The organism is Streptomyces sp. NPDC107765 (assembly GCF_055657085.1).
Genome location: NZ_JBVKBL010000021.1, coordinates 107,838 through 130,256, shown reverse-complemented (window position 1 = coordinate 130,256; position 22,419 = coordinate 107,838). Strand labels below are relative to the sequence as shown.

Sequence of the window (22,419 nt, the reverse complement as noted above, 5' to 3'; positions counted from 1 at the left end):
GGCCGCTCACGACGACCCTGCGAGGAGTGCCCTGGCACGGGCCAGACCCGGGTCCCGGTGCGCGGCGAGGTCCTCGTCGGCGAAGACCGGGACCGGTACGGCCGGAGGGATGCCGGCGCCGTCGAAGGTCCGGCCGCCGGCGGTCAGGAACTCCTCGTCGGGCAGACCGAAGCGCCAGCCGTTCGGCAGGCCGCGGTCCAGGACGTCGGAGAAGACGCCCTGGGTGGGCTCCCCGATCCGGGTGGGGGCGGGGGAGCGGCCCATCAGGGACTGGGTGAAGGTCTCGCCCGCACTGATGGTGAGGCGGCCGGTGAGCACCGCCACCGGGCCGGTGTAGACCGGGCCGTGGTACGGCCGGACCCGCACCGGCACCGGTGTGGTGAACCGCGCCGGATCCCGCGGGTCGTTGCGGGCCCGCTTGCGGTAGGCGAGATAGCCGCGGTCGGTGAGCCGGGAGGCGATGCGCAGGCCCAGCGGATCGGCGCCGCCGCCGTTCAGCCGGACGTCGACGATCAGGCCGCGCAGCGCCCCCGGCCCCCGCGTACGGCCCTTCGTGAACACCGCGTCCAGGGCCCGGTCGAGCTCGGCGGCGTCCCCCGCGTAATCGCCCTTCTTCGTGTACCGGGCGAACTGGGTGACGCGGAAGTACCCGATCCGGCCGGGCAGATCGGCGTAGGACAGCCTGCCCTGCGCCCACTCGCGCCGGTGGACGCCGGGACCGAGGCCGGCGGCCATCGCCGCCTCGACACGGGCGGTGAAGGCCGGGGTGGGCAGGACCGTGCCGGGGCGTTTCCCCGCGAACCACCGGTCCGGGCCGGCGACGACCCGGGTGTGCGCGTCGTGCAGCGGCTCGATCATCGCGCGCAGCACCGCGAAGAGTTCGGCATCGGTGGTCCGGGCCGTGATCCGCGGGCGGTAACGGTCGCGGACCGCCGCCCAGTCGACCTTCTTCGCCCGGAAGAACGGGTAGTTCTCGGCATACGTCCGCCAGAACACGTCGAAGGCCGCCCGGGGATCGCGGGGCGGGCGCTCGGCGCACCGGGCCGGCAGCGCGGCGATCCGGTGCAGGGTCCGCCGGCCCGCGGTGTCCGGACTCGTCCACCGGGCGCCGCCGGCCCCCTCCGGGGTCAGCGTGAGCGGCGCCGAGTCCGGGACCGTGAACCGGCTTTGGCCCCGCGCGTCGGGCGCCCCCGCCCGGGTGCCCGTGACGGCCCCCGGCAGACAGCTGACCGCGGTGGTCTCGTACGTCCGCAGGCTGCGGCCCTTGATGGTGACGAGGGTCCCGTAGCCGTCCGTCCGCCAGACGCCCTCCAGGGACGCGCGGGCGGCGGACGCCGGCCGGGAAGCGGCGGGATCCGGTCCGGCGGCCGGGCCGCCGGCGCAGGCGGTGGTGGCGGTCAGCGCGGTCACGGCCGTCACGGCGGCGAACAGCGCGAGCGTGCCGCGGGAGCGGCGGGAGCGGCCGGGGCCGCAGCGGTCGTTCATCGATACCTCGTGAGGGGGTCAGGCCGCGGCCAGGGTGTCCGTGGCGCGGCGGCGCAGGGTCAGATGGACCGGCACACCGGTCGCGAGCAGGGCGAGCAGCAGGGTGCCGCCGGCGATCGCGGCGGCCGTCGTCCAGGGCACATACGGCAGCGCGTCCCCGAACATCCGCCGGAGCACCGGGGCGAGCGTGAGCAGGGCGATGGCCGTGCCGAGGACCAGGGCGGTGCCCGCGACGACGGCCGCCTCCCAGGCCGCCATCGCCCGCACCTGCCGGGGATACGTACCGATCAGCCGCAGCAGCGCCAGCTCACGGCGGCGCTCGGCGGTGATCACCGCGAGGGTGTTGGCGGCGGCGATGGCGGCGAACCCCGCGTACAGCCCGGTACCGACCTGGTCCAGCCACACCTCGTCGGGCGGGCCGGCGGAACCGGTCCGGTGCTGCGCGGTGGTGTGCAGCGCGATCTTCGTGGTGCCGAACGCCACCACCAGGACCAGCGGGACCACCGCCGCGGAGAACCGGCGGGACTGCGCCGTGACGTTCCGCATCGCCAGCCCGGCCGCCCCGCCGAACCGGCCGGCAGCCAGCCGGGACACCAGCCACGTCGCCGGGCCCACCAGCCGCGGCCCCAGCAGCGCCACCCCGGCACAGAACAGCAGCAGGACGAGGAACGCGCCCTGACCGGCCTTCTCGGCGGGCTGGTCGGCCAGCAGCCGGGAGAGCAGCACCCCGCCCGCCGTCGCCAGCAGCCCCAGCGGCAGCCGCAGCGGCCCCAGCCGCCGGCGCCCGGCCGCCGCCTCCGCAAGCGCCCGCGCGGGCCGCAGCCCCGCGAACCGGGCGGCCGCGAGCAGCCCGGCCACCGCCGACGTCACCACCGCGACCGCCAGGCACACCGGCAGCGCCACCCAGCTGAACCGGAAGGCCACCTCGCCGGGAATCAGGCCGCGGGCCACCATGCCGTCGAACCACCAGCGCGCCAGCACCGCGCCCAGCCCACATCCGGCGAGCGCCGCCGGCACGGCCGCCAGCACCGCCTGCGCGGCGACCGCCCGCCGGATCTGCCACGGACGCGCACCGACCGCCCGCAGCATCGCGAACTCGCGGTGCTGCTGGGCGACGGCCGTACCCATCGTCGAGGCGATCACGAAGACCGACAGATAGACCGAGCCGAGGAGCAGGACCAGCGCCATCTCCCCGACGCCGTGGGCCACCATCGTCCGCCGCGCCGCGGCCGGCACGCCGTCCGCACCGGTCACCGCGAGCATCGTCACCGACGCCCCGACGACCGCGGCGGCGAACAGCGCCGCCACCGCCGTCCCCGCGAACGCCGGCCGGTGACCGCGCAACGCCGCGCGCGCCAATCCGCTGGGCATGAACGCACCTTTCGTTTCGCAACCGTGATCAGGGCGGTCGAGCCCGCACGTGAGCGGCCCGGCCACCCCGGGCGTGACCTGCGGGGTCGCCCCCGAAGCCCGCGCGGGCGTCGTACCGGCCCCGAGATCAGGGTCGCGGCCCGGTGGTACCGGGCACCATGCGGAAACCCTCCGCTTTCGGGTGGGGTTTTCCGCAGTACCGGGCGCACGGGGGAGGGGAGGCCGTCGCGGGGCGCCCCCAGGACCTCGTAAGGTCGTGTCCGTGTTGGAGGAGATGCGGATCCGGTCCCTGGGCGTCATTGACGACGCCGTAGTCGAGCTGTCCCCGGGCTTCACGGCGGTGACGGGCGAGACGGGCGCCGGCAAGACCATGGTCGTCACCAGCCTCGGCCTGCTGCTCGGCGGGCGCGCCGACCCCGCCCTGGTGCGCATCGGCGCCAAGTCGGCCGTCGTCGAGGGCAGGATCAGCGTCGGCCCCGAGACCCCGGCCGCGGTACGCGCCGAGGAGGCCGGCGCCGAGCTCGACGACGGCGCCCTGCTGATCAGCCGCACCCTGTCCGCCGAGGGCCGCTCGCGGGCCCACGTCGGCGGCCGCTCCGTACCCGTCGGACTGCTCGGCGAGTTGGCCGACGACCTGGTCGCCGTGCACGGCCAGACCGACCAGCAGGGCCTGCTGCGCCCCGCCCGGCAGCGCCAGGCCCTGGACCGCTACGCCGGCGACGCGGTCGCCGTCCCGCTCGCCAAATACACCGCCGCGCACCGCCGGCTGCGCGCCGTCACCACCGAACTGGACGAGCTGACCACCCGCGCCCGGGAACGCGCCCAGGAAGCCGATCTGCTGCGCTTCGGCCTCGACGAGATCGCCGCCGTCGAACCCCAGCCCGGTGAGGACACCGAACTCGCCGCCGAGGCCGAACGGCTCGGCCACGCCGAGGCACTCGCCTCCGCCGCCACCGCCGCCCACGCCGCGCTGGCCGGCAACCCCGAGGACCCCGAAGGCGTCGAGGCCACCACGCTCGTCGCCGGCGCGCACCGCGCCCTCGAAGCCGTACGCAGCCACGACCCGGAGCTCGCCGGCCTCGCCGACCGCCTCGGGGAGATCGGCATCCTGATGGCCGACGTGGCGGGCGAGCTCGCCGGCTACGCCGACAACCTCGACGCCGACCCGCTGCGGCTCGCCGCGGTCGAGGAGCGCCGCGCCGCCCTGACCCACCTGACCCGCAAATACGGCGAGGACATCGCCGAGGTGCTGGCCTGGGCGGAGAAGAGCGCCGCCCGGCTCGCCGAACTGGACGGCGACGACGACCGGATCGGCGAGCTCACCGCCGAACGCGACGCACTCCGGGCCGAACTGGGCGAACTCGCCCAGACGTTGACCGATGCCCGCACCGCGTCCTCGATGCGCTTCGCGGACGCCGTGACCGCCGAACTCGCCGAGCTGGCCATGCCGCACGCCCGGGTGACCGTCGAGATCCGGCAGACCGAGGTGCCCGAGGACGCCGACGGCATCGTGGTCGGCGGCCGCACCGTCGCCTACGGGCCGGCCGGCGCCGACGAGGTCGAACTCCTCCTGGCCCCGCACCCGGGCGCCCCGCCCCGGCCGATCGCCAAGGGGGCGTCCGGCGGTGAACTCTCCCGGGTGATGCTCGCCGTCGAGGTGGTCTTCGCCGGCTCCGACCCCGTACCGACCTACCTCTTCGACGAGGTCGACGCGGGCGTCGGCGGCAAGGCGGCCGTCGAGGTCGGCCGGCGGCTGGCCCGGCTCGCCAAATCGGCCCAGGTCGTGGTCGTCACCCACCTCCCGCAGGTCGCCGCGTTCGCCGACCGCCAGCTCCTGGTGGCGAAGACCAACGACGGCTCGGTCACCAGGAGCGGCGTCAAGGTCCTGGAGGGCGAGGAGCGGGTCCGCGAACTCTCCCGCATGCTCGCCGGCCAGGAAGACTCCGAAACGGCCCGCGCCCACGCCGAGGAACTCCTCGAAACGGCCCGCACAAGCCGCTAGGTGCGGCACCCCGCCCCGCGGTGATCCCCGAGGCCGGCCGGCCCACGCCCGCCCCCTAGGGTGACCGGAGTGCGAGCCGGCAGGGTGCCGGCCGAGGGGAGCGACATGGTGGCGGCTCGCGGCAAGGTGCTCACACGGGTCTCGGCGCTGCTGGGGGCGGCCGGGGCGACCCGGGCCGCCTACGGGGCACTCAGGACCCGGCCGCCGGGCGGCGCCGTCCTGTGGGAGCGCAAGAACCACGCCGGCCGCACCGTCCATCTGCACGCCGGACTCGCCACGGCCACCGGCACGGCCCTCGCCGCGGCCACCGCACCGGGCCTGCCGGCCCGCACCCGGGCGGCATCCGCGCTGGCCGTACTGGCGGCCGGGGCCTGCGGGGCGTACGACGACGTCTTCGGCGCCGGTGACCCCCGCCGCGGCTTCCGGGCCCACCTCTCGGCGCTGCGGAACCGTGAGGTCACCAGTGGGGCGGTGAAGCTGTTCGGCATCGGCGCCGCCGGTCTCGCGGCGGGCGCCCTGCTGAAGGAACGCCCGGTCGACAAGCTCCTGGCGGGCGTGGTCATCGCGGGCTCGGCACACCTGGTGAACCTCCTGGACGTCCGCCCCGGCCGCGCAGCCGGCGCCGTACTGGCCCTCGGCGCGCCCGGCCTCCTCCGACGCGGCCCGGCGGGACCGCTGTCCGCCGCACCCATGGGGGCCGTGGCCGCGATCGCCCGCGACGACCTGGCGGAACGCACCATGCTCGGCGACGCCGGCGCCCACGCCCTCGGCGCCGCCCTCGGCCTCGCCATCGCCACCGGCACCACCCGCCCCGGCCTGACCGCCCACGCCGCGGCCCTCGTCGCCGCAACGATCGCGGGGGAACGCGTGAGCCGGTGGGCGGGGGCGGGGGCCGCGTGAGCCGGTGAGAGGGGGCGGGGGCTGCGTGAGCTGGCGGGCGGGGCGGCGGGCGAGAGCTGAGGAGGCCGAGGCTTCCCCCGCCCCCTCCCCCTCTCCCCCTTCGGGGGAGGGGGCGGGGGGTGGGTTCGGGGGTGGGGGGATGGGACGGCCGTTCGCGGCGCCACAACAGGGGGGCGGTCGCGGCGGCAGGGGCCGCCCACCCGGCAGTGGGCCACGCACCCCCGCAGTGGGCCACGCACCCCGGCAGTGGGCCGGGCCGCCGCGGCAGTGGCCGGGCGTAGCGGCAGTCAACCGGTGCTGCGGCCCCGGAGACGGCAGAAGCCGCGAGCGGCCGGCTGCCGGGCCCAAGAGGCGGACCCCGCGGACAGGGCACGCGCCCCCGGGCCGTAACCCCTCAGGCAAACGGCGCGTAGGGGCTGGGCTGCGGAGCGAGCGCGTCGTGCGCGCCGCCCGGTGGGGCAGATGGCGCGCTCCGGTGGGCGGCTCACCCGTACGTACCGTCGACCCGCGCGGGCGGATTGTCATCCGTGTGGGTGATCTCAAGGGCGCTGGGGTGAGACTTCCCACCGGAACGGCGGGCGGACGATGCCGAATTGACGCCGCCGGACTGGCATCCTGGGCCCGGTGCGCGGTTCCGGGTGCGCTCGCTGCGTCCTGCCGTCGTCCGGTGGGCCGACCCGCCCGGTGGCGCGCCGCGCAGCGTCCGCACCCAGCGGACCGACCTACCGGTACGGCCCGTTCCGCCTCGACCCAGGAGTCCCGCACACGTGAGTACCCCGACCTCGACGCACGGGCTGTCACCGCTGCGCACGGTCCAGGTGCTGGGGTACGGCGGCGCCGGCAGCGCCGCCCATGTCCGCTCGCTGGCCGAGGGGCTGGTGGCGCGCGGCGTCCGGGTCACCGTCTGTGCCACACCGGAATCCGAGGAGGCGTACGACTTCACCGGTACCGGCGCGCGGTTCGTCCACGTTCCTCCGCGGATGGACCCGGTGAGCGTGGCGACGCTGCGCAGCGCCTGCTGGGACGCCGATCTGGTCCATGCGCACGGCCTGCGGGCCGGGCTGCGCGCCTCGATGGCGCTGCGCGGACTGCGCGGCCCCAGGGGAGGACGGCGGGTCCCGCTGGTCATCACCTGGCACACGAGTCCGCACACGGAGGGCCCGCGGGCCGGCGTGGTGCACCTGATGGAACGTCGGGTGGCCCGGGCCGCCGCCGTGGTGCTGGGCGCCTGCTCCGACCTCGTGGACCGGGCACGCGAGCGGGGTGCGCGCGACGCCCGGCTCGCTCCGGTCGCCATTCCGCGGCCCCGTTCCGGCGGGGCGCCCGCCGAGCCCGAGGAACGCGACCGGATGCGCCACAAGGAGCGGGCCGAACTGGGCGCGACCGGCCGCCCCTTGCTGCTCGCGGTCGGCCGTCTCGACCCCGGCCAGGGCCACGATCTGCTGCTGGACGCCGCACACGCCTGGTGTGCGCTCGACCCCCAGCCGCTGCTCGCCATCGCGGGAGAGGGCGACCAACGGGCCGCGCTGCAGCGCCGGATCGACCAGGAGGAACTGCCCGTCCAGCTGCTCGGCCGTCGCGACGACGTACCCGAACTCCTCGGCGCCGCCGACCTCGTCGTACTCCCCAGCAGGTGGGAGGCGCGCTCGCTGATCGCGCAGGAGGCGCTGCGCGCCGGGGTCCCGCTGGTCGCGACCGACACCGGCGGCACCCGCGAACTGGTCGGCCCCGCCGCGGAACTGGTCCCTTACGGAGACGCCGCCGCCCTGGCCCGTAGCGTGCTCGCCCTGCTCGCCGACCCCTCGCGCCGGGACGCACTCGCCGAGGCCGGCCGCATCCAGGCGTCCGGCTGGCCGACCGAGAACGACACCGTGGCCCAAGTCCTCAGTGTCTACGACGAGTTGACGCAGCCGCTGCCGTCGCCGCACTAGCTTGTGGGACGGGTACGGACTGTGTGACAGGTACTGGCTGTGTCACGGGTACAGGCAGCGGCCACAAGGCCCCGGGCCGAGGAGACGCTCGCGAGGACACGTACGCGAGGACATGTGCGCGAGGACACGTAGGCAAGGAGGCGCACGTGAGGACACATACGGCGGATCGCCGGACTTGCCGGAAGGCCGGGCCGGTCTCCCCGGGGTGGGGTTACGGCCGGTCGGTGTGGCGTCTGGCGCGCAGGGCCAGGCGCAGGCCCAGTACGGTCTGCGGATCGTCCAGATCGGTGCCGAGCAGCTGGGCGATGCGGGCCAGCCGGTCGTAGAGGGTCTGGCGGTTGACGTTCAGATCGCGGGCCGTCTCGGCCTTGCGCCCGGCGCTGGCCAGATAGGCCTCCAGAGTGGGCAGCAACGGCTGCCGGGCGCCCCGGTCGTGGGCGAGCAGCGGGCCGATGGCACGTTCCACGAAATCGCTGAGCACGCCCTGTTCGCCGTGTTCGCGCATCCGCCACAGCAGCAGCTCGATGTCCAGCCGCCGTGCGTCGTACCAGGGCTGTTCCGGCAGGCCCTGAGCGGCCGCCGCGGCCTCCGCGGCGTGGCGCAGGCCGGGGCCGGCCGCCGCCCAGTCGCCCGCGGCTCCGACGACGACCACCGGGCGGTGCGCCGTCGGACGGTCCAGCCCCGCGCGGACCACCCCGGCGCGCAGCGCCTCGGCGACGCGGTCGGCGAGTGCCTCGCGCGGCTGGCCGGCGCGCAGCGCCACGAGCATCGGCACCCGGCCCTCCACGGGGCGTACGCCGAGGAGCACCGGCGCGCCGAGGGCGGCGAGTTCCTCGCGCAGCGTCTGGGCGAGCAACGCCCAGCTGTTGGGGGTGGGGAGGCCGGCCGGTAGCCGCATGACCACCGGAAGGACAGGTTCCGGGCCGGGGCGGAAGCCGAGCAGCCGGGCCTGTGCGGGCGCCTCGGCCGCGGAGATCCGGCCCTCCGCCAGATCGGCGAGGAAGTCGCCGCGGCCGCGGGCGGCCAGCACTTCCTCCTGGCGGGACTGGAGCATCACGACGGCGAGCAGGTCGGCGGCGCGTTCCGCGGCGATCCGGTGCACAGGTGCCACGGGGGTGTTGGCCGGCAGCAGTACGAGGCGGGCGCGGACCGCGTCGGGGCCGTGCCCGCCACCGGGGACGTCGATCCGGACGCCCGAATCGCGCAGGCCCTCCCAGGCCAGCAGCGGATCGGCGTCGGCGGACCCGTCCTCGTCGCCGGCGTCCGGGCCCGCGGCGTACAGCGGGCTGCCGTCGGGGGCCTCCAGGCACAGAGGGTTGCCGGTGAAGACAGCGAGCAGCCGCAGCACCTCGGGCGCACCCCCGCCGCGCAGGAGGACGTCGGTACACCGGCGCAGGATCTGGTCGGCGCGGCGCAGCAGCGCGTAGTGGCTGTTGATGATCTCCGTATGGATGGCCTCGGTGACCGTGACGTACGGGACCTCGCGGTGCAGCTGGATCAACGGCAGACCGCTGTCCCGCGCGGCGTCCACCAGCGCCGGGGGCAGCGATTCGAAACGAGAGCCCAGCTCCACGACGAGAGCAGCGATCTCGCGGTCCGCGAGCTTACGGATGAAGGCCCGCTGCTCGGACGGCCGGGTGCCCAGTCCGAGACCGGTGGTCAGCAGCAGCTCGCCGCCCTTGAGCAGCGAGGCGATGTGCGGAACCTCGCCCGCGTGCACCCAGCGCACCGCGCGGTCCAGCCGGTCCCCGCCGGCCAGCACCTCCGGCAGCCCGCGCCGCAGCGCGGGCAGCTCCAGCGCCCTGCGTACCGTGATCTCGGCTTCGATTTTTGCTTCCGGCCCCATGCCGACGAACGGTACCCGCAGTCCGCTATCCGGAGCCTCCCCGTCCGGGAGGCTCCGGGGCCGAGGCCGAGGTCGAGGCTGAGGGCGGGGCTGGGGCCGGGAGCAGGGGTGGGGTCCGGGTCCGCGTCCGGGGGCCGGGTCCGGGAGCGGTGCTTGCGTACGAGAGCGGTGGTCGGTCCCGAGGTCGGTGGTTCCGTCCGAGAGCGCTGGTCGGGGCCGAGGGCGGCGGTTCTGCCTGAGAGCGGTGGTCGGGTCCGAGTGCTCCGGCCGCGTCCGAGAGCGCTGCTCTGGTGCGAGAGCGGCGGCCCACCCTCCCCGAGAGCGGTATCGCGCTGCCGCACCGGGAAGCCGGGCTAGGTTCCGGCTGGAGGGCGCCCCACCCCCGTCGTGGCCTCTGGTCGTGGCCCGCCCCTGGTCGTGGTCCGCTCCGTCGTCGTACACCCCCCAGTCACGGCCCGTGCCGGCCACGGCCCATCCCGGCCATGGCCGAAGATCAAGCCCGTCCGGGTCCGTGCCTCGCACCGGGACGGTTCCCTCACGTCGACTCCCGCACCACCAACCGCGCCTCCGTGATCACCGGCGCCAGCTCCGGCGCAGCCGCGACGCCACCCAACCCGGCCCCGAGATCCGCCTCGCCCCCACGATCCGTTCCGCTACCCGCCCGCCGCGTATCCAGCAGCCGGAGCAGCAGCCGGGCCATCAGTCGGCCCATCTCCTCCACGTCCTGCCGCACCGTGGTCAGGGGCGGGTCCGCCCAGGCCGCCGGTTCCAGGTCGTCGTAGCCGACCACCGCCACGTCGTCCGGGACCCGCCGCCCCCGTGCCCGTAGGGTCCGCAGGGCGCCGTTCGCCATCAGGTCGGAGCACGCGAAGACGGCGTCCAGGTCCGGCGCGGCATCCAGGAGCGTGGCCATGGCGCGCTCGCCGCCCTCTGCCGTGAAGCCGCCGTCCGCGATCAGCGACGGATCGGGCTCGCTCCTGCCCAGCGTCTCCAGATAGCCGTCGAGCCGGTCCAGCGCCGACGTCTGGTCGAGCGGACCGGTGATCACCGCGATCCGCCGGCGGCCGCGGTCGAGGAGATGGCGTACGGCCTGACGGGCGCCGTCGCGGTTGTCCGTGTCGACGTACAGCGGCCGCGGCGCGCGGTCGGCGCCCGCCCAGCCGGGCCGGCCGCCGTACACGGTGGGCAGCCCGGCGCGCTCGGCCATGGCGGGCAGCGGGTCGTCGCGGTGCAGCGAGAACATCAGCGCGCCGTCGACATGGCCCCCCGCCAGATAGCGGCCGATGCGGTCGTAGTCGGCGCGGTGCTCGACGAACATCAGCAGGAGCTGGGTGTCGGCGGCGGCCAGTTCCCGGCTGATGCCCCGTAGTTGACGGCCGAAGAAGGGGTCGGTGAAGACCCGGGCCTCCGGTTCCGCGATGACCACGGCGACCGCTCCGGTGCGGCGGGTGACCAGGGTGCGGGCCGCGCTGTTCGGTACGTAACCCAGCTCGTGCACCGCCCGGCGGACCCGTTCCTGGACCGCTTCCCGTACGCCCGCACCGCCGTTGACCACGCGGGACACCGTGGCGCGGGAGACGCCGGCATGCGCCGCGACCGCCTCCAGCGTGGGCCGCCCACCGTTCGGCTCAGGCACGATGCAACTCCTTTTTCCGCTCGTTGACTTGACGGTGTGCCGTCGAGTCGGCAGGGTGCACTGAGGACGTCATGAGAGCGCTCTCAAGCGTGATGTCCTCACGGATACCCCCCAGAACTCCTCACTACCCCCCACTGTTACCGAGGAGAGAATGTCATGAGCATGAGGAAAAGAGCGGTGCTCTTCACGATGAGCACCGCACTCGTCGGCACCTGCTCCCTCGCCCTCCCCAGCGCCTCCGCCGGGGAAGCGGCACCTACGGCCGGCACCGCGCCGCCGCCGAGCACCGCCCGTACCGCGAACGCCGCCCGCACCACAAGCACCGCCCGTACCGCGAACGCCGCCCGTACCGCGAACGCCGCCCGTACCGCGAACGCCTTCCAGGAAGTGTGGCGTACGGACTTCAACGGCGCTGCCGGATCACGCCCGAGCGGCGACGACTGGATCATCGACACCGGTACCGGCTACCCCGGCGGCCCCGGCAACTGGGGCACCGGCGAACGCGAGACGTACACGGACAAGCCCGAGAACCTCCAGCTCGACGGTGCCGGCCACCTCAAAATCACCGCACTGAAGGACGGCGCCACCTGGACCTCGGCCCGCATCGAGACCCGGCGCACCGACTTCGCCGCGCCGGCCGGCGGCAAGCTCCGCATCGAGGCGAGCATCCGGATGCCCGACGTCACCGGTGACGCCGCGCTCGGCTACTGGCCCGCCTTCTGGACGCTGGGCGCCGACTACCGCGGCAACTACCAGAATTGGCCGGGCATCGGTGAGTTCGACCTCATGGAGAACGTCAACGGCGTCAACAAGGTCTGGGGCACGCTGCACTGCGGCGTCAATCCAGGCGGGCCGTGCAACGAGACGCAGGGCAAGGGCAACTCCCGCGAGTGCCCCGGCAGCGCCTGCCAGGCCGGCTTCCACACGTACGCACTGGAGTTGGACCGCACCAACGGCGCCGCGGAGTCGCTGAACTGGTATGTCGACGGGCAGAAGTTCCACACCGTCACGTCGGCCGAGATGGACGCCGACACCTGGGCGAAGGCCACCCACCACGGCCATTTCCTGCTGCTGAACCTCGCGATGGGCGGGGCGTTCCCGGACGGCGTCGCGGGCCGGACGACCCCCACCGACGCCACCCGCCCCGGCGGCTCACTCCTCGTGGACCACATCGCGGTCTCCGTACAGCAGTCCGCCACAGCGTCCGCCCGCACGAACGCCGCCCCCGGAGCAGCCGCCCGTACGGCCCACGAGCCCGCCACCACCGCCGCTGCCACCGACAAAACCCGCGCCGCTGCCACCGACCGGACCCCTGCCGCTGCCACCGACCAGCACCGCACCGCCCCGCAAGGAGCCACCCCGTGATCACTCGACGTACCCTGCTCGGCGGCCTCGCCGCCGGCGCCGCCACCGCCTCCGGCATCACCCTGGCCGGCCGCGCCCTCGGGTCCCCTCTGGAGGCTCGTACGGGCTCGGGGCAAAAACGGGCGGCGGGGGCGGTCCCCCTGCGTATCCTCAACAACACCGGGGCGTACCGGAATTCCTCGGTGTGGGTGTATGTCGTCGGGAATGACGGGGCGCAGCAGGTGTGGGTCGGGCCGGACGGGGTGCTCAAGCCCGTGGCGCTCGGTGACAACGGGCCGGACGGGTATACCGATTACGCCATTCCGCTCGCCGCGAGCGGCGCGACCACCGTCCCACTGCCCCAGATGTCCGGCCGGATCTACGTCGCGCTGGGCAGCAAGCTCAAGTTCAAGGCCGTCAAGGACGGCAACGGCAAACCCGCGCTCGCCTACCCGGCGGGCTGGGTCTCGGGCGACCCCAACTACGACGTCCTCCACGACTGCGCCGAGTTCACCCACAACTCCGGCGGGCTGTACTGCAACACCACCATGGTCGACATGTTCAGCGTGCCGCTCGCCATCAAGCTCTCCGGCGCCAAGGAGCAGACCACCGGGACGCTCAAGGACGGCGCCCGCGACCGGATCTTCGCCGACGTCAAGGCCGCCGAGGGCTTCGACCGACTGGTCATCGGCGACAAGCGGGTCATCGCCCCCGGCCACGGCCTCGACAGCGGACTGTTCGCCAAGGACTACCTCGCCCCCGCCATCGACGAGGCCTGGTCCGCCTACGCGAGCAAGGACCTGACCGTCACCACCGACGCCGGCAACTTCACCGGCCGGGTCACCGGCGGCAAACTCACCTTCCAGGGGCCCGGCACGGTCTCCTTCGACAAGCCCTCCACCCGTGACGTCCTCTTCTGCGACGGCACCCTCGCCGCCCCCAACGACGGCACCCTCGGCCCGGTGGCGGCCGTCCTGGGCGCGGCCCTCAACCGCTCCACCCTGGCCTCCCAGGCGCACCAGCCCACCACCGACCCCGCCGCCTTCTACCGGCAGCGGCTGACCAACCACTACGCCAAGGCCATGCACGCCGCCACCCAGGACGGCCGGGCCTACGGCTTCGCCTTCGACGACGTCGCCGGCTTCGCCTCGTACATCGAGGACAGTGCCCCGAAGGAGATCACCCTCACCCTGACCCCCTTCTGACGCACCGACCGCCGGTCTCGCGACCTACACGACCAACACGACCCACACGACCCACACGCCGCGGCCGCCCCCGGAACACTCCCGGGGGCGGCCGCGGCGTACGCCACCGGCGGGCTCAGCCGCCGTACGCCCCGCTCGCCGTCAGGCGCAGCGCGGTGTCGATCAGCGGAACGTGGCTGAACGCCTGCGGGAAGTTGCCCACCTGGCGCTGGCCCTTGGGGTCCCACTCCTCCGCGAGCAGGCCGAGGTCGTTGCGGAGCGAGAGCAGCCGCTCGAAGAGCTGGCGGGCCTCGTCCACCCGGCCGATCATCGCCAGGTCGTCCGCGAGCCAGAACGAGCAGGCCAGGAAGGCACCCTCCTCGCCCTCCAGACCGTCCACGCCCAGTTCGCCCTGACCGGCCGTCGGGTAGCGCAGCACGAAGCCGTCCTCGGTGGTCAGCTCCCGCTGGATCGCCTCGATCGTGCCGATGACGCGCTTGTCGTCCGGCGGCAGGAAGCCGACCTGCGGGATCAGCAGCAGCGAGGCGTCCAGCTCCTGCGAGCCGTAGGACTGGGTGAAGGTGTTGCGCTCCTTGTCGTAACCCTTCTCACAGACGTCCCGGTGGATCGTCTCGCGCAGGTCCTTCCACCGCTCCAGCGGGCCGTCGACGTCCCCGGACTCGATCAGCTTGACCGTGCGGTCCACCGCGACCCAGGTCATCACCTTGGAGTGCACGAAGTGCCGGCGCGGCCCGCGGACCTCCCAGATGCCCTCGTCCGGCTCGTCCCAGTGCTTCTCCACCCACTGGATCAGCTTGATCTGCAGCAGCGAGGCGTAGTCGTTGCGGGCCAGGCCGGTCATGTGCGCCAGGTGCAGGGCCTCGGTGACCTCGCCGTAGACATCGAGCTGGAGCTGGCCCGCGGCGCCGTTGCCGACCCGCACCGGACGCGAATTCTCGTACCCGGGAAGCCAGTTGAGCTCGTTCTCGCCGAGCTCGCGCTCACCGGCGATGCCGTACATGATCTGCAAGTTGTCCGGGTCGCCGGCCACCGCCCGCAGCAGCCACTCCCGCCACGCCCGGGCCTCTTCGCGGTAGCCGGTGCGCAGCAGCGAGGAGAGGGTGATCGCGGCGTCCCGGAGCCAGGTGAAGCGGTAGTCCCAGTTGCGGACGCCGCCGATGCACTCGGGCAGGGAGGTGGTCGGCGCGGCGACGATCCCGCCGGTCGGCGCGTACGTCAGCGCCTTCAGCGTGATCAGCGAGCGGACCACGGCGTCGCGGTAGGGGCCGTGGTACGTGCAGTGCTCGACCCACTCGCGCCAGAACTCCTCGGTGGCCTCCAGCGACCCCTCCGGGTCCGCCACGGCCGGCGGCTGGTGGTGCGAGGGCTGCCAGCTGATCGTGAAGGCGATCCGCTCACCCGGCGAGACGGTGAAGTCGGAGAAGGTCGTCAGGTCCTTCCCGTACGTCTCGACCTCGGTGTCCAGCCATACGGAGTCCGGGCCGGCGACCGCGACGGTCCGCTCGTCGATCTTGTGCACCCACGGCACCACCCAGCCGTACGCGAACCGCATCCGCAGCTCCGAACGCATCGGGACCCGGCCGCTGACGCCCTCAACGATGCGGATCACCTGCGGCGCGCCGTCCCGCGGCGGCATGAAGTCGATCACCCGGACGGTACCGCGCGGGGTGTCCCACTCGGATTCCAGCACGAGTGAATCGCCCCGGTAGCGGCGACGGTCGGCGGGCGGCGGCCCGTCCTCGGAACCGCTCACCGGCCCCATCCGCCAGTAACCGTTCTCCTCTGTGCCCAGCAGCCCTGCGAAGACCGCCGGCGAGTCGAAGCGGGGCAGGCACAGCCAATCGACCGTCCCGTCCCTGCACACTAGAGCGGCGGTCTGCATATCGCCGATAAGTGCGTAGTCCTCGATGCGCCCGGCCACGTGCATCTCCCGTCGAACTGGAGTCACGCCCCCCATGGGACGTTGTGATCTGTCCGTCCTGCCCATGAAACGTCGCCGAGCAGCTGGACCGGAAATCGGGCTGGGGGCCCCGTCCAGCGGTAGCTGGGGGAGGGGGGTGCCTTCCCGGCGGCTCGTTGCGAGTGTCCGAGCAGGATACGACGCAGGCGGGTGATCCGCGCGACGCTCGCGACGAGTGAAGTGCTCCGAACGGGTGGCCTCCGTCACGTGACAGCGTCAACCCCTCCCCGTCACGCATCGTGACGGGGAGGGGTCGCACGAGGTTCCGGTGCGTGGCCGGGCGCGACCATGGCCGGGCGCTGATAGCCTGGTACCCCGTGGACCGGTGGGCCCCGGCAACATGTCAACGGCACCCCGACCGCAGCGACGGCACCCCCTCACAGACGCGGGACGCGCCGCTTCGCACCTCTCCACCTCGCGACCACGGGAGCTCCCTCTTGGCCATGCCAGCCAAATCCACGACGACCAAGCACCTCTTCGTCACCGGGGGCGTCGCCTCCTCGCTCGGCAAGGGGCTCACGGCCTCCAGCCTGGGTGCTCTCCTCAAGGCGCGGGGCCTGCGGGTCACCATGCAGAAGCTCGACCCGTACCTGAACGTCGACCCCGGAACGATGAACCCGTTCCAGCACGGCGAGGTCTTCGTCACCAACGACGGCGCCGAGACCGACCTGGACATCGGCCACTACGAGCGGTTCCTCGACGTCGACCTCGACGGCTCGGCGAACGTGACCACCGGCCAGGTCTACAACACCGTGATCGCCAAGGAGCGCCGCGGCGAGTACCTCGGCGACACCGTGCAGGTCATCCCGCACATCACCAACGAGATCAAGCACCGCATCCGGCGGATGGCGACCGACGACGTCGACGTCGTGATCACCGAGGTCGGCGGCACCGTCGGTGACATCGAGTCGCTGCCGTTCCTGGAGACCGTCCGCCAGGTCCGCCACGAGGTCGGCCGGGACAACGTCTTCGTCGTGCACATCTCGCTGCTGCCGTACATCGGCCCGTCCGGTGAGCTCAAGACCAAGCCGACCCAGCACTCGGTCGCGGCGCTGCGCAACATCGGTATCCAGCCCGACGCGATCGTGCTGCGCGCCGACCGCGAGGTGCCCACCGCCATCAAGCGCAAGATCTCGCTGATGTGCGACGTCGACGAGGCCGCGGTGGTCGCCGCGATCGACGCCCCGTCGATCTACGACATCCCCAAGGTCCTGCACGCCGAGGGCCTGGACGCCTACGTCGTGCGCAAGCTCGACCTGCCGTTCCGCGACGTGGACTGGACCCAGTGGGCCGATCTGCTGGAGCGCGTCCACAACCCCGACCACGAGGTCAACGTCGCGCTGGTCGGCAAGTACATCGACCTGCCGGACGCCTACCTCTCGGTCACCGAGGCGCTGCGGGCCGGCGGCTTCGCCAACAAGGCCCGCGTCAAGATCAAGTGGGTCACCTCGGACGACTGCAGGACCCCGGCCGGTGCCGCGGCGCAGCTCTCCGACTGCGACGCGATCTGCATCCCCGGCGGCTTCGGCGACCGCGGTGTGGACGGCAAGGTCGGCGCGATCACCTACGCCCGCGAGAACAAGCTGCCGCTGCTCGGCCTGTGCCTGGGCCTGCAGTGCGTGGTCATCGAGGCGGCCCGCAACCTCGCCGGCATCGAGGGCGCCAACTCCACCGAGTTCGACCCGGCGACCGCCCACCCGGTCATCTCCACCATGGCCGAGCAGCTGGACATCGTCGCAGGTGAGGGCGATATGGGCGGCACGATGCGGCTGGGCATGTACCCGGCCAAGCTCGCCGAGGGCTCCATCGTCCGCGAGGTCTACGGCGACCAGGGGTACGTCGAGGAGCGCCACCGCCACCGCTACGAGGTCAACAATGCCTACCGCGGTGAGCTGGAGAAGAAGGCCGGGCTGCAGTTCTCCGGCACCTCCCCGGACAACAAGCTCGTCGAGTACGTCGAGTACCCCCGCGAGGTGCACCCCTACCTCGTCGCCACCCAGGCGCACCCCGAGCTCCGCTCCCGCCCGACCCGCCCGCACCCGCTCTTCGCCGGGCTGGTGAAGGCCGCGGTCGCGCGCAGGACGGGCGCCGCGAAGTAGCACCCACCGCGCCGGTTACGGTTGCCGGGGTACGGCCTCTTCGACGAGGTCGTGCCCCGGTTTCCGCGTTGTTGCAGGCTCACACAGGAGGACGCGCCATGGCGATCAAGGACACCCCGGAGGAATGGACGGTCACCGCCTCCACCACGCCGTTCACCGGGAACAAGACCAGCGTCCGCACCGACGAGGTCGTGATGCCGGACGGCGCCAAGGTCACCCGCGACTACCAGGTCCACCCCGGCTCGGTGGCCGTCCTCGCCCTCGACGACGAGGACCGGGTGCTGGTGCTGAAGCAGTACCGCCACCCCGTGCGCATGAAGCTGTGGGAGATCCCCGCCGGGCTGCTCGACGTCCCCGGGGAGAACCCGCTGCGCGCCGCCCAGCGCGAGCTGTACGAGGAGGCCCACGTCAAGGCCGAGGACTGGCGGGTGCTGACCGACGTCTACACCACGCCCGGCGGCTGCGACGAGGCCGTGCGGATCTTCCTCGCCCGGGACCTGTCCGAGGCCGAGGGGGAGCGCTTCGAGGTCGCCGAGGAGGAGGCCGACATGGAGCTGGCGCGGGTACCGCAGGAGGAGCTGGTGCGCGGGGTGCTCGCCGGTGAGCTGCACAACAACTGCCTGGTCGTGGGCGTGCTGGCACTCACCGCGGCGCAGCGCGGCGCGGGCCTGGACGCGCTGCGGCCGGCCGATGCGCCCTGGCCGGCCCGCCCGTTCGAGGACTGACCGCACCCCCTGCCGCGGTCCGCCGGCGGCCGGTCCCGATCCGGTCGGGTGACCCAACCGCCCTGCTCCGCACGGCACGTGACGCCCCGTGAACTACGCTCGTAAGGGTTCCCGCCCGCGCCTGCGGCGGGGGCGTACGCGCAGGTGGACGGGAGCGTGACCGGTGACGGACCAGGCGGTGGGCACAGGCCGGCTCGCGCCTAAGACGGCGACGGCCCCCGCCGCCGCGGGCCCCACCCCCGCGACCGGCTTCACCGGGCGCCGCCGTGAGCTCAAGGCGCTGCACGCCGACATCGCCAGAGCCGGACTGGACACCCTCTCGGGGCGCAAGGGCGCCCGCAGCCGGGTGCTGCTGATCGCCGGCCGCCCCGGCTCGGGCCGTACCGCACTCGCCGAGCAACTGCTCGGCGAGCTGGCCGGCGATCACCCCGACGGGGTGCTGCGCGCCGCGCTGACCGGACCGGGCGGGGAGGTCGCCGACACCGGACGCACCGCCCGTGAGCTGCTGACCGCCCTCGGTGCGGACGCCCCGCCGGGCGCCGACGGGGACGAGCTGGCCGAGCGGCTGCGCGGGGCGCTCGCCGGCCGCCGCGCGCTGCTCTTCCTCGACGACGCACCGGGCGCCGACGCCGTCGAACCGCTGCTCCCGGACGCCCCGGACTGCCTGGTCGTGGTCGTCTCCCAGGGCCCGCTGACCGGCATCCCGGACGTCCGCCCGTGCACCCTGGGCGGGCTGGACGGCGCGGCCTGCGTGGACATCCTGGAGCGGTACGCAGGTCCGACCCGGATCACCGTCGACCCGCGGACCGCCGACAGCGTCGCCGAGGAGTGCGGCGGCCAGCCCGCCGCGCTGGTCCTGGCCGGCGCCTGGCTCGCCGCCCGCCCCAAGTCGTCGGTGGCCGATCTGCACCAGGCGCTGCGGGCGGTCCCGGTGCCGCCGGACCTGCCCAGCGGCGCCCGCCCCCTCTACCGGGCCTTCCGGCTCTCCTACGAGGCGCTGCCGGCGACCGCCGCCCGGATATTGCGGCTGCTCACCCTCGCCCCGGCCGGCCTCGTGGATGCGCACACCGCCTCCGCGCTGGCCGGCTGCTCGATGCCGACGGCCGCCGCCGCACTCGCGGACTTCGCCGCGCTCGGCCTGCTGCGGCCGGTCGCGGCGGACCCTGACGCCCCGCCCGCCGGCACCGGGACCGCGGACGCCGCGCGGCACCCGCAGTACCGCGTCCCCGGCTGCCTCGACCCGCTGCTGCGCGAGCTGCTCGGGGAGCACGAGCGGCCGGCCGAGCTCCAGCTGGCCCGCGCCCGGGTGCTGGAGCGGACCGTACGGCTGCTGCAGTCGTGCCGGGCGATGACCGAGCCGGCCGGATCCACCGCCCGGCAGAAGGCCGCCGGACTGCCCCGGTCGCTGCGCTTCAGCTCCCGGGGCACCGCGGCGCACTGGCTGCGCAGCCGCCGCCCGGCGCTGCTCGCCGCCGCCCGCGCGGCCGCCGCGGACGGCCAACTCGACACCCTGGACCGGCGGTTGATGGCCGCGCTGACCCGTACCCTGCTCGCGCACCAGGGCGCCGAGGCGGCCGCGCCGGACCTCTATACGGTGCACGGCCTCGTGCTGCGGGCCGCCGAGCGGCGCGGGCTGGCGCGCGAGCGGGCCGCCGCGCTGCTGAACCTCGCGGACCTGGACAGCGGTGCGGGGCGGACGGCCCAGGCGCTCGGCCGTTACCGGGGTGCACTGGAGGCGGCACGGTCGGTGGCGGACCCGGTGGCCACCGTCCGGGCCATGGAGTCGCTGGGCGGTACCTACGCCGAGCTGGGGGACGGGGTGCGGGCCGCCGACTGGTACGGGCGGGCGCTGGAGCTGCGGCTGGCGCGCGGCGAGGCGGCGGACGCGGCGCGGGTGCACGGACGGATCGGCGGGGCGCTGATGGCGTCCGGCCGGTGGGCGGAGGCGCTCAAGCAGTGGCGGGCGGCTGCCCGGACGTACCGCAGGCTGGGCGATCTCGCCGGCCAGGCGCGGGCGACCGGGGAGGCGGCACGGGTCCAGGAGTACGCCGGACGCCCCGAGGAGGCGCTGCGGACCTGTCTGGAGGCCCTGGAACTGGTCCGGAAGACGGACGACGGACGGCTCCAGGCGGCCCTCCAGCTGCGGATCGCGGACACCCTCGAACGGCTCGGGGACCCAAGCGCGGCAGGGCTCCACCGCGCCGCCGGGGAGCGACTCCTGGAAGATCACCCGGAGTGACCTACGAAATCGGTGGTACCTCTCTCAAGATTTAATGCTTTGCAAGGCTAGACAACGGGAGCTCCTTCAATAGACTGGCTGGGCCGCGTACGGCGCGGTCAGTTCCGTCATGCATCGCATGAGGGGATAATTCCTCCTGCACCCTCTCTTTCAAGGACCGTGATCGACGTGAAGGTCGGCATCCCCCGCGAGGTCAAGAACAACGAGTTCCGCGTGGCCATCACGCCCGCCGGAGTCAACGAACTCGTCCGCCACGGCCACCAGGTCTTCATCGAGAAGGACGCCGGCCTCGGCTCCTCCATCACCAATGAGGAGTACGTCTCCGCCGGTGCCACCATCCTGGACACCGCTGACGAGGTCTGGGGCACCGCTGACCTGCTGCTGAAGGTCAAGGAGCCGATCGCGGAGGAGTACCACCGCCTCCGTAAGGACCAGACCCTCTTCACCTACCTGCACCTGGCCGCCTCTCGTGAGTGCACGGACGCCCTCCTGGAGTCCGGCACCACCGCCATCGCCTACGAGACCGTCGAGACGGCCGGCCGCCAGCTGCCGCTGCTCGCCCCGATGTCCGAGGTCGCGGGCCGGATCGCCCCGCAGGTCGGCGCCTACCACCTGATGCGCCAGGCCGGCGGCCGCGGTGTGCTGCCCGGTGGTGTCCCCGGTGTCGCCGCGGGCAAGGCCGTCGTCATCGGCGGTGGCGTCTCCGGCTGGAACGCGGTGCAGATCGCCGTGGGCCTCGGCTTCCACGTCACCCTGCTCGACAAGGACATCAACAAGCTCCGCGAGGCCGACAAGATCTTCGGCACCAAGGTGCAGACGATCGTCTCCAACGCCTACGAGCTGGAGAAGGCCGTCGTCGAGGCCGACCTCGTCGTCGGTGCCGTCCTGATCCCGGGCGCCAAGGCCCCCAAGCTCGTCACCAACGAGCTCGTCGCCAAGATGAAGCCGGGCAGTGTCCTTGTCGACATCGCGATCGACCAGGGCGGCTGCTTCGAGGACTCCCGTCCCACCACGCACGCCGAGCCGACCTTCGAGGTGCACAACTCGGTCTTCTACTGCGTCGCCAACATGCCGGGCGCGGTGCCGAACACCTCCACCTACGCGCTCACCAACGCCACGCTGCCCTACATCGTGGAGCTGGCGAACCGCGGCTGGGTCGAGGCGCTGCGCCGTGACCCGGCGCTGGCCAAGGGCCTGAACACCCACGACGGCAAGGTCGTTTACGGCCCGGTCGCCGAGGCCCACGGTCTCGAGTGCACCGAACTGCGCACCCTCCTGGGCTGAGACGTCAACGAAGCGCGTCAACGCTGAGCATCCGGCCGGGCCTTGTCGACAGGGCCCGGCCGGTGGCGTGTGTGACGCACGGTGCACGCCGTTCCGGAACGTCGTCTCTCAACTCGCCGTGAACGTAACCCTTTAACCGATTCGCGCACCCCCGAAACATCGGTCCGATCCCGCTTGCGCCCTTGACATCAAGGGGTCCGGTTACCGACACATCGTGCCGGGTCCGGTGGATTGTGTTGCTGCGGACGCCCGACACGCCATAGAGTCGCCAACCGTCGGCATGGTGCCACGCTGACCTATCGATAAAGTTTCCTGGTCACGTCCAAGGAGGTAAGACGACTTGTGAATGAGTCGACATTTACTCCCGGGGGTGGTCAACCAGGAGCGGTTGC

The 22,419-nt window shown here is 73.5% G+C and carries 14 protein-coding genes; 9 read left to right on the top strand and 5 right to left on the bottom strand.

Going from position 1 to position 22,419, the window contains the following annotated elements:
• Window positions 1-6: 6 nt before the first annotated feature.
• Both ACZ7MX_RS35765 and ACZ7MX_RS35760 read right to left on the bottom strand, forming a co-directional pair.
• Window positions 7-1,485 (bottom strand): S41 family peptidase, encoded by a 1,479-nt coding sequence (locus tag ACZ7MX_RS35765; protein ID WP_472138366.1) that lies wholly within the window; start codon window positions 1,483-1,485, stop codon window positions 7-9.
• 18 nt (window positions 1,486-1,503) lie between these two features.
• On the bottom strand, window positions 1,504-2,856 hold the full coding sequence (locus tag ACZ7MX_RS35760) for an FtsX-like permease family protein (RefSeq protein WP_472138364.1): 1,353 nt from the start codon (window positions 2,854-2,856) through the stop codon (window positions 1,504-1,506).
• Window positions 2,857-3,130: 274 nt separating this feature from the next.
• Here ACZ7MX_RS35760 and recN point away from each other — a divergent pair, with 274 nt between their 5' ends.
• The 3 genes from recN (at window position 3,131) to ACZ7MX_RS35745 (ending at window position 7,689) form a co-directional block, all read left to right on the top strand.
• Complete coding sequence (recN, locus tag ACZ7MX_RS35755) at window positions 3,131-4,858, top strand: DNA repair protein RecN (RefSeq protein ID WP_472138410.1); 1,728 nt, start codon at window positions 3,131-3,133, stop codon at window positions 4,856-4,858.
• 105 nt (window positions 4,859-4,963) lie between these two features.
• Window positions 4,964-5,758 carry a hypothetical protein gene (locus ACZ7MX_RS35750; protein ID WP_472138408.1) on the top strand — a complete coding sequence of 265 codons (795 nt, stop codon included), beginning with the start codon at window positions 4,964-4,966 and terminating at the stop codon, window positions 5,756-5,758.
• A gap of 767 nt (window positions 5,759-6,525) precedes the next feature.
• Window positions 6,526-7,689 carry a glycosyltransferase family 4 protein gene (locus tag ACZ7MX_RS35745; RefSeq protein ID WP_472138362.1) on the top strand — a complete coding sequence of 388 codons (1,164 nt, stop codon included), beginning with the start codon at window positions 6,526-6,528 and terminating at the stop codon, window positions 7,687-7,689.
• Window positions 7,690-7,900: 211 nt separating this feature from the next.
• Here the strand turns inward: ACZ7MX_RS35745 and ACZ7MX_RS35740 are convergent, their stop codons facing one another.
• Window positions 7,901-9,535 (bottom strand): PucR family transcriptional regulator, encoded by a 1,635-nt coding sequence (locus tag ACZ7MX_RS35740; RefSeq protein ID WP_472138360.1) that lies wholly within the window; start codon window positions 9,533-9,535, stop codon window positions 7,901-7,903.
• A 535-nt stretch (window positions 9,536-10,070) separates the two neighbouring features.
• Window positions 10,071-11,174 carry a LacI family DNA-binding transcriptional regulator gene (locus tag ACZ7MX_RS35735; RefSeq protein ID WP_472138406.1) on the bottom strand — a complete coding sequence of 368 codons (1,104 nt, stop codon included), beginning with the start codon at window positions 11,172-11,174 and terminating at the stop codon, window positions 10,071-10,073.
• 153 nt (window positions 11,175-11,327) lie between these two features.
• Between ACZ7MX_RS35735 and ACZ7MX_RS35730 the strand changes: the two genes are divergently transcribed.
• Together ACZ7MX_RS35730 and ACZ7MX_RS35725 are read left to right on the top strand one after the other, a co-directional pair.
• Complete coding sequence (locus ACZ7MX_RS35730) at window positions 11,328-12,536, top strand: glycoside hydrolase family 16 protein (protein WP_472138358.1); 1,209 nt, start codon at window positions 11,328-11,330, stop codon at window positions 12,534-12,536.
• Window positions 12,533-13,720 (top strand): beta-1,3-glucanase family protein, encoded by a 1,188-nt coding sequence (locus ACZ7MX_RS35725; protein WP_472138356.1) that lies wholly within the window; start codon window positions 12,533-12,535, stop codon window positions 13,718-13,720. Before ACZ7MX_RS35730 ends, ACZ7MX_RS35725 begins: the two co-directional genes overlap by 4 nt.
• 115 nt (window positions 13,721-13,835) lie before the next feature.
• Here ACZ7MX_RS35725 and ACZ7MX_RS35720 read toward each other — a convergent pair whose 3' ends face one another.
• Window positions 13,836-15,647, bottom strand: coding sequence for a glycoside hydrolase family 15 protein (locus ACZ7MX_RS35720; RefSeq protein ID WP_472138404.1), 1,812 nt, complete (start codon window positions 15,645-15,647; stop codon window positions 13,836-13,838).
• A gap of 476 nt (window positions 15,648-16,123) precedes the next feature.
• Here ACZ7MX_RS35720 and ACZ7MX_RS35715 point away from each other — a divergent pair, with 476 nt between their 5' ends.
• The 4 genes from ACZ7MX_RS35715 to ald all read left to right on the top strand — a co-directional run bounded on the left by ACZ7MX_RS35715 (window position 16,124) and on the right by ald (window position 22,027).
• Window positions 16,124-17,779 (top strand): CTP synthase, encoded by a 1,656-nt coding sequence (locus ACZ7MX_RS35715; protein WP_472138354.1) that lies wholly within the window; start codon window positions 16,124-16,126, stop codon window positions 17,777-17,779.
• Window positions 17,780-17,877: 98 nt separating this feature from the next.
• Window positions 17,878-18,504 (top strand): NUDIX domain-containing protein, encoded by a 627-nt coding sequence (locus ACZ7MX_RS35710; RefSeq protein ID WP_472138352.1) that lies wholly within the window; start codon window positions 17,878-17,880, stop codon window positions 18,502-18,504.
• A 163-nt stretch (window positions 18,505-18,667) separates the two neighbouring features.
• Window positions 18,668-20,743 carry a tetratricopeptide repeat protein gene (locus tag ACZ7MX_RS35705; RefSeq protein WP_472138350.1) on the top strand — a complete coding sequence of 692 codons (2,076 nt, stop codon included), beginning with the start codon at window positions 18,668-18,670 and terminating at the stop codon, window positions 20,741-20,743.
• 168 nt (window positions 20,744-20,911) lie between these two features.
• Window positions 20,912-22,027: an alanine dehydrogenase gene (gene ald, locus ACZ7MX_RS35700; RefSeq protein WP_362148916.1), complete on the top strand. Its 1,116-nt coding sequence runs from the start codon at window positions 20,912-20,914 to the stop codon at window positions 22,025-22,027.
• The last annotated feature ends 392 nt before the right edge of the window (window positions 22,028-22,419 follow it).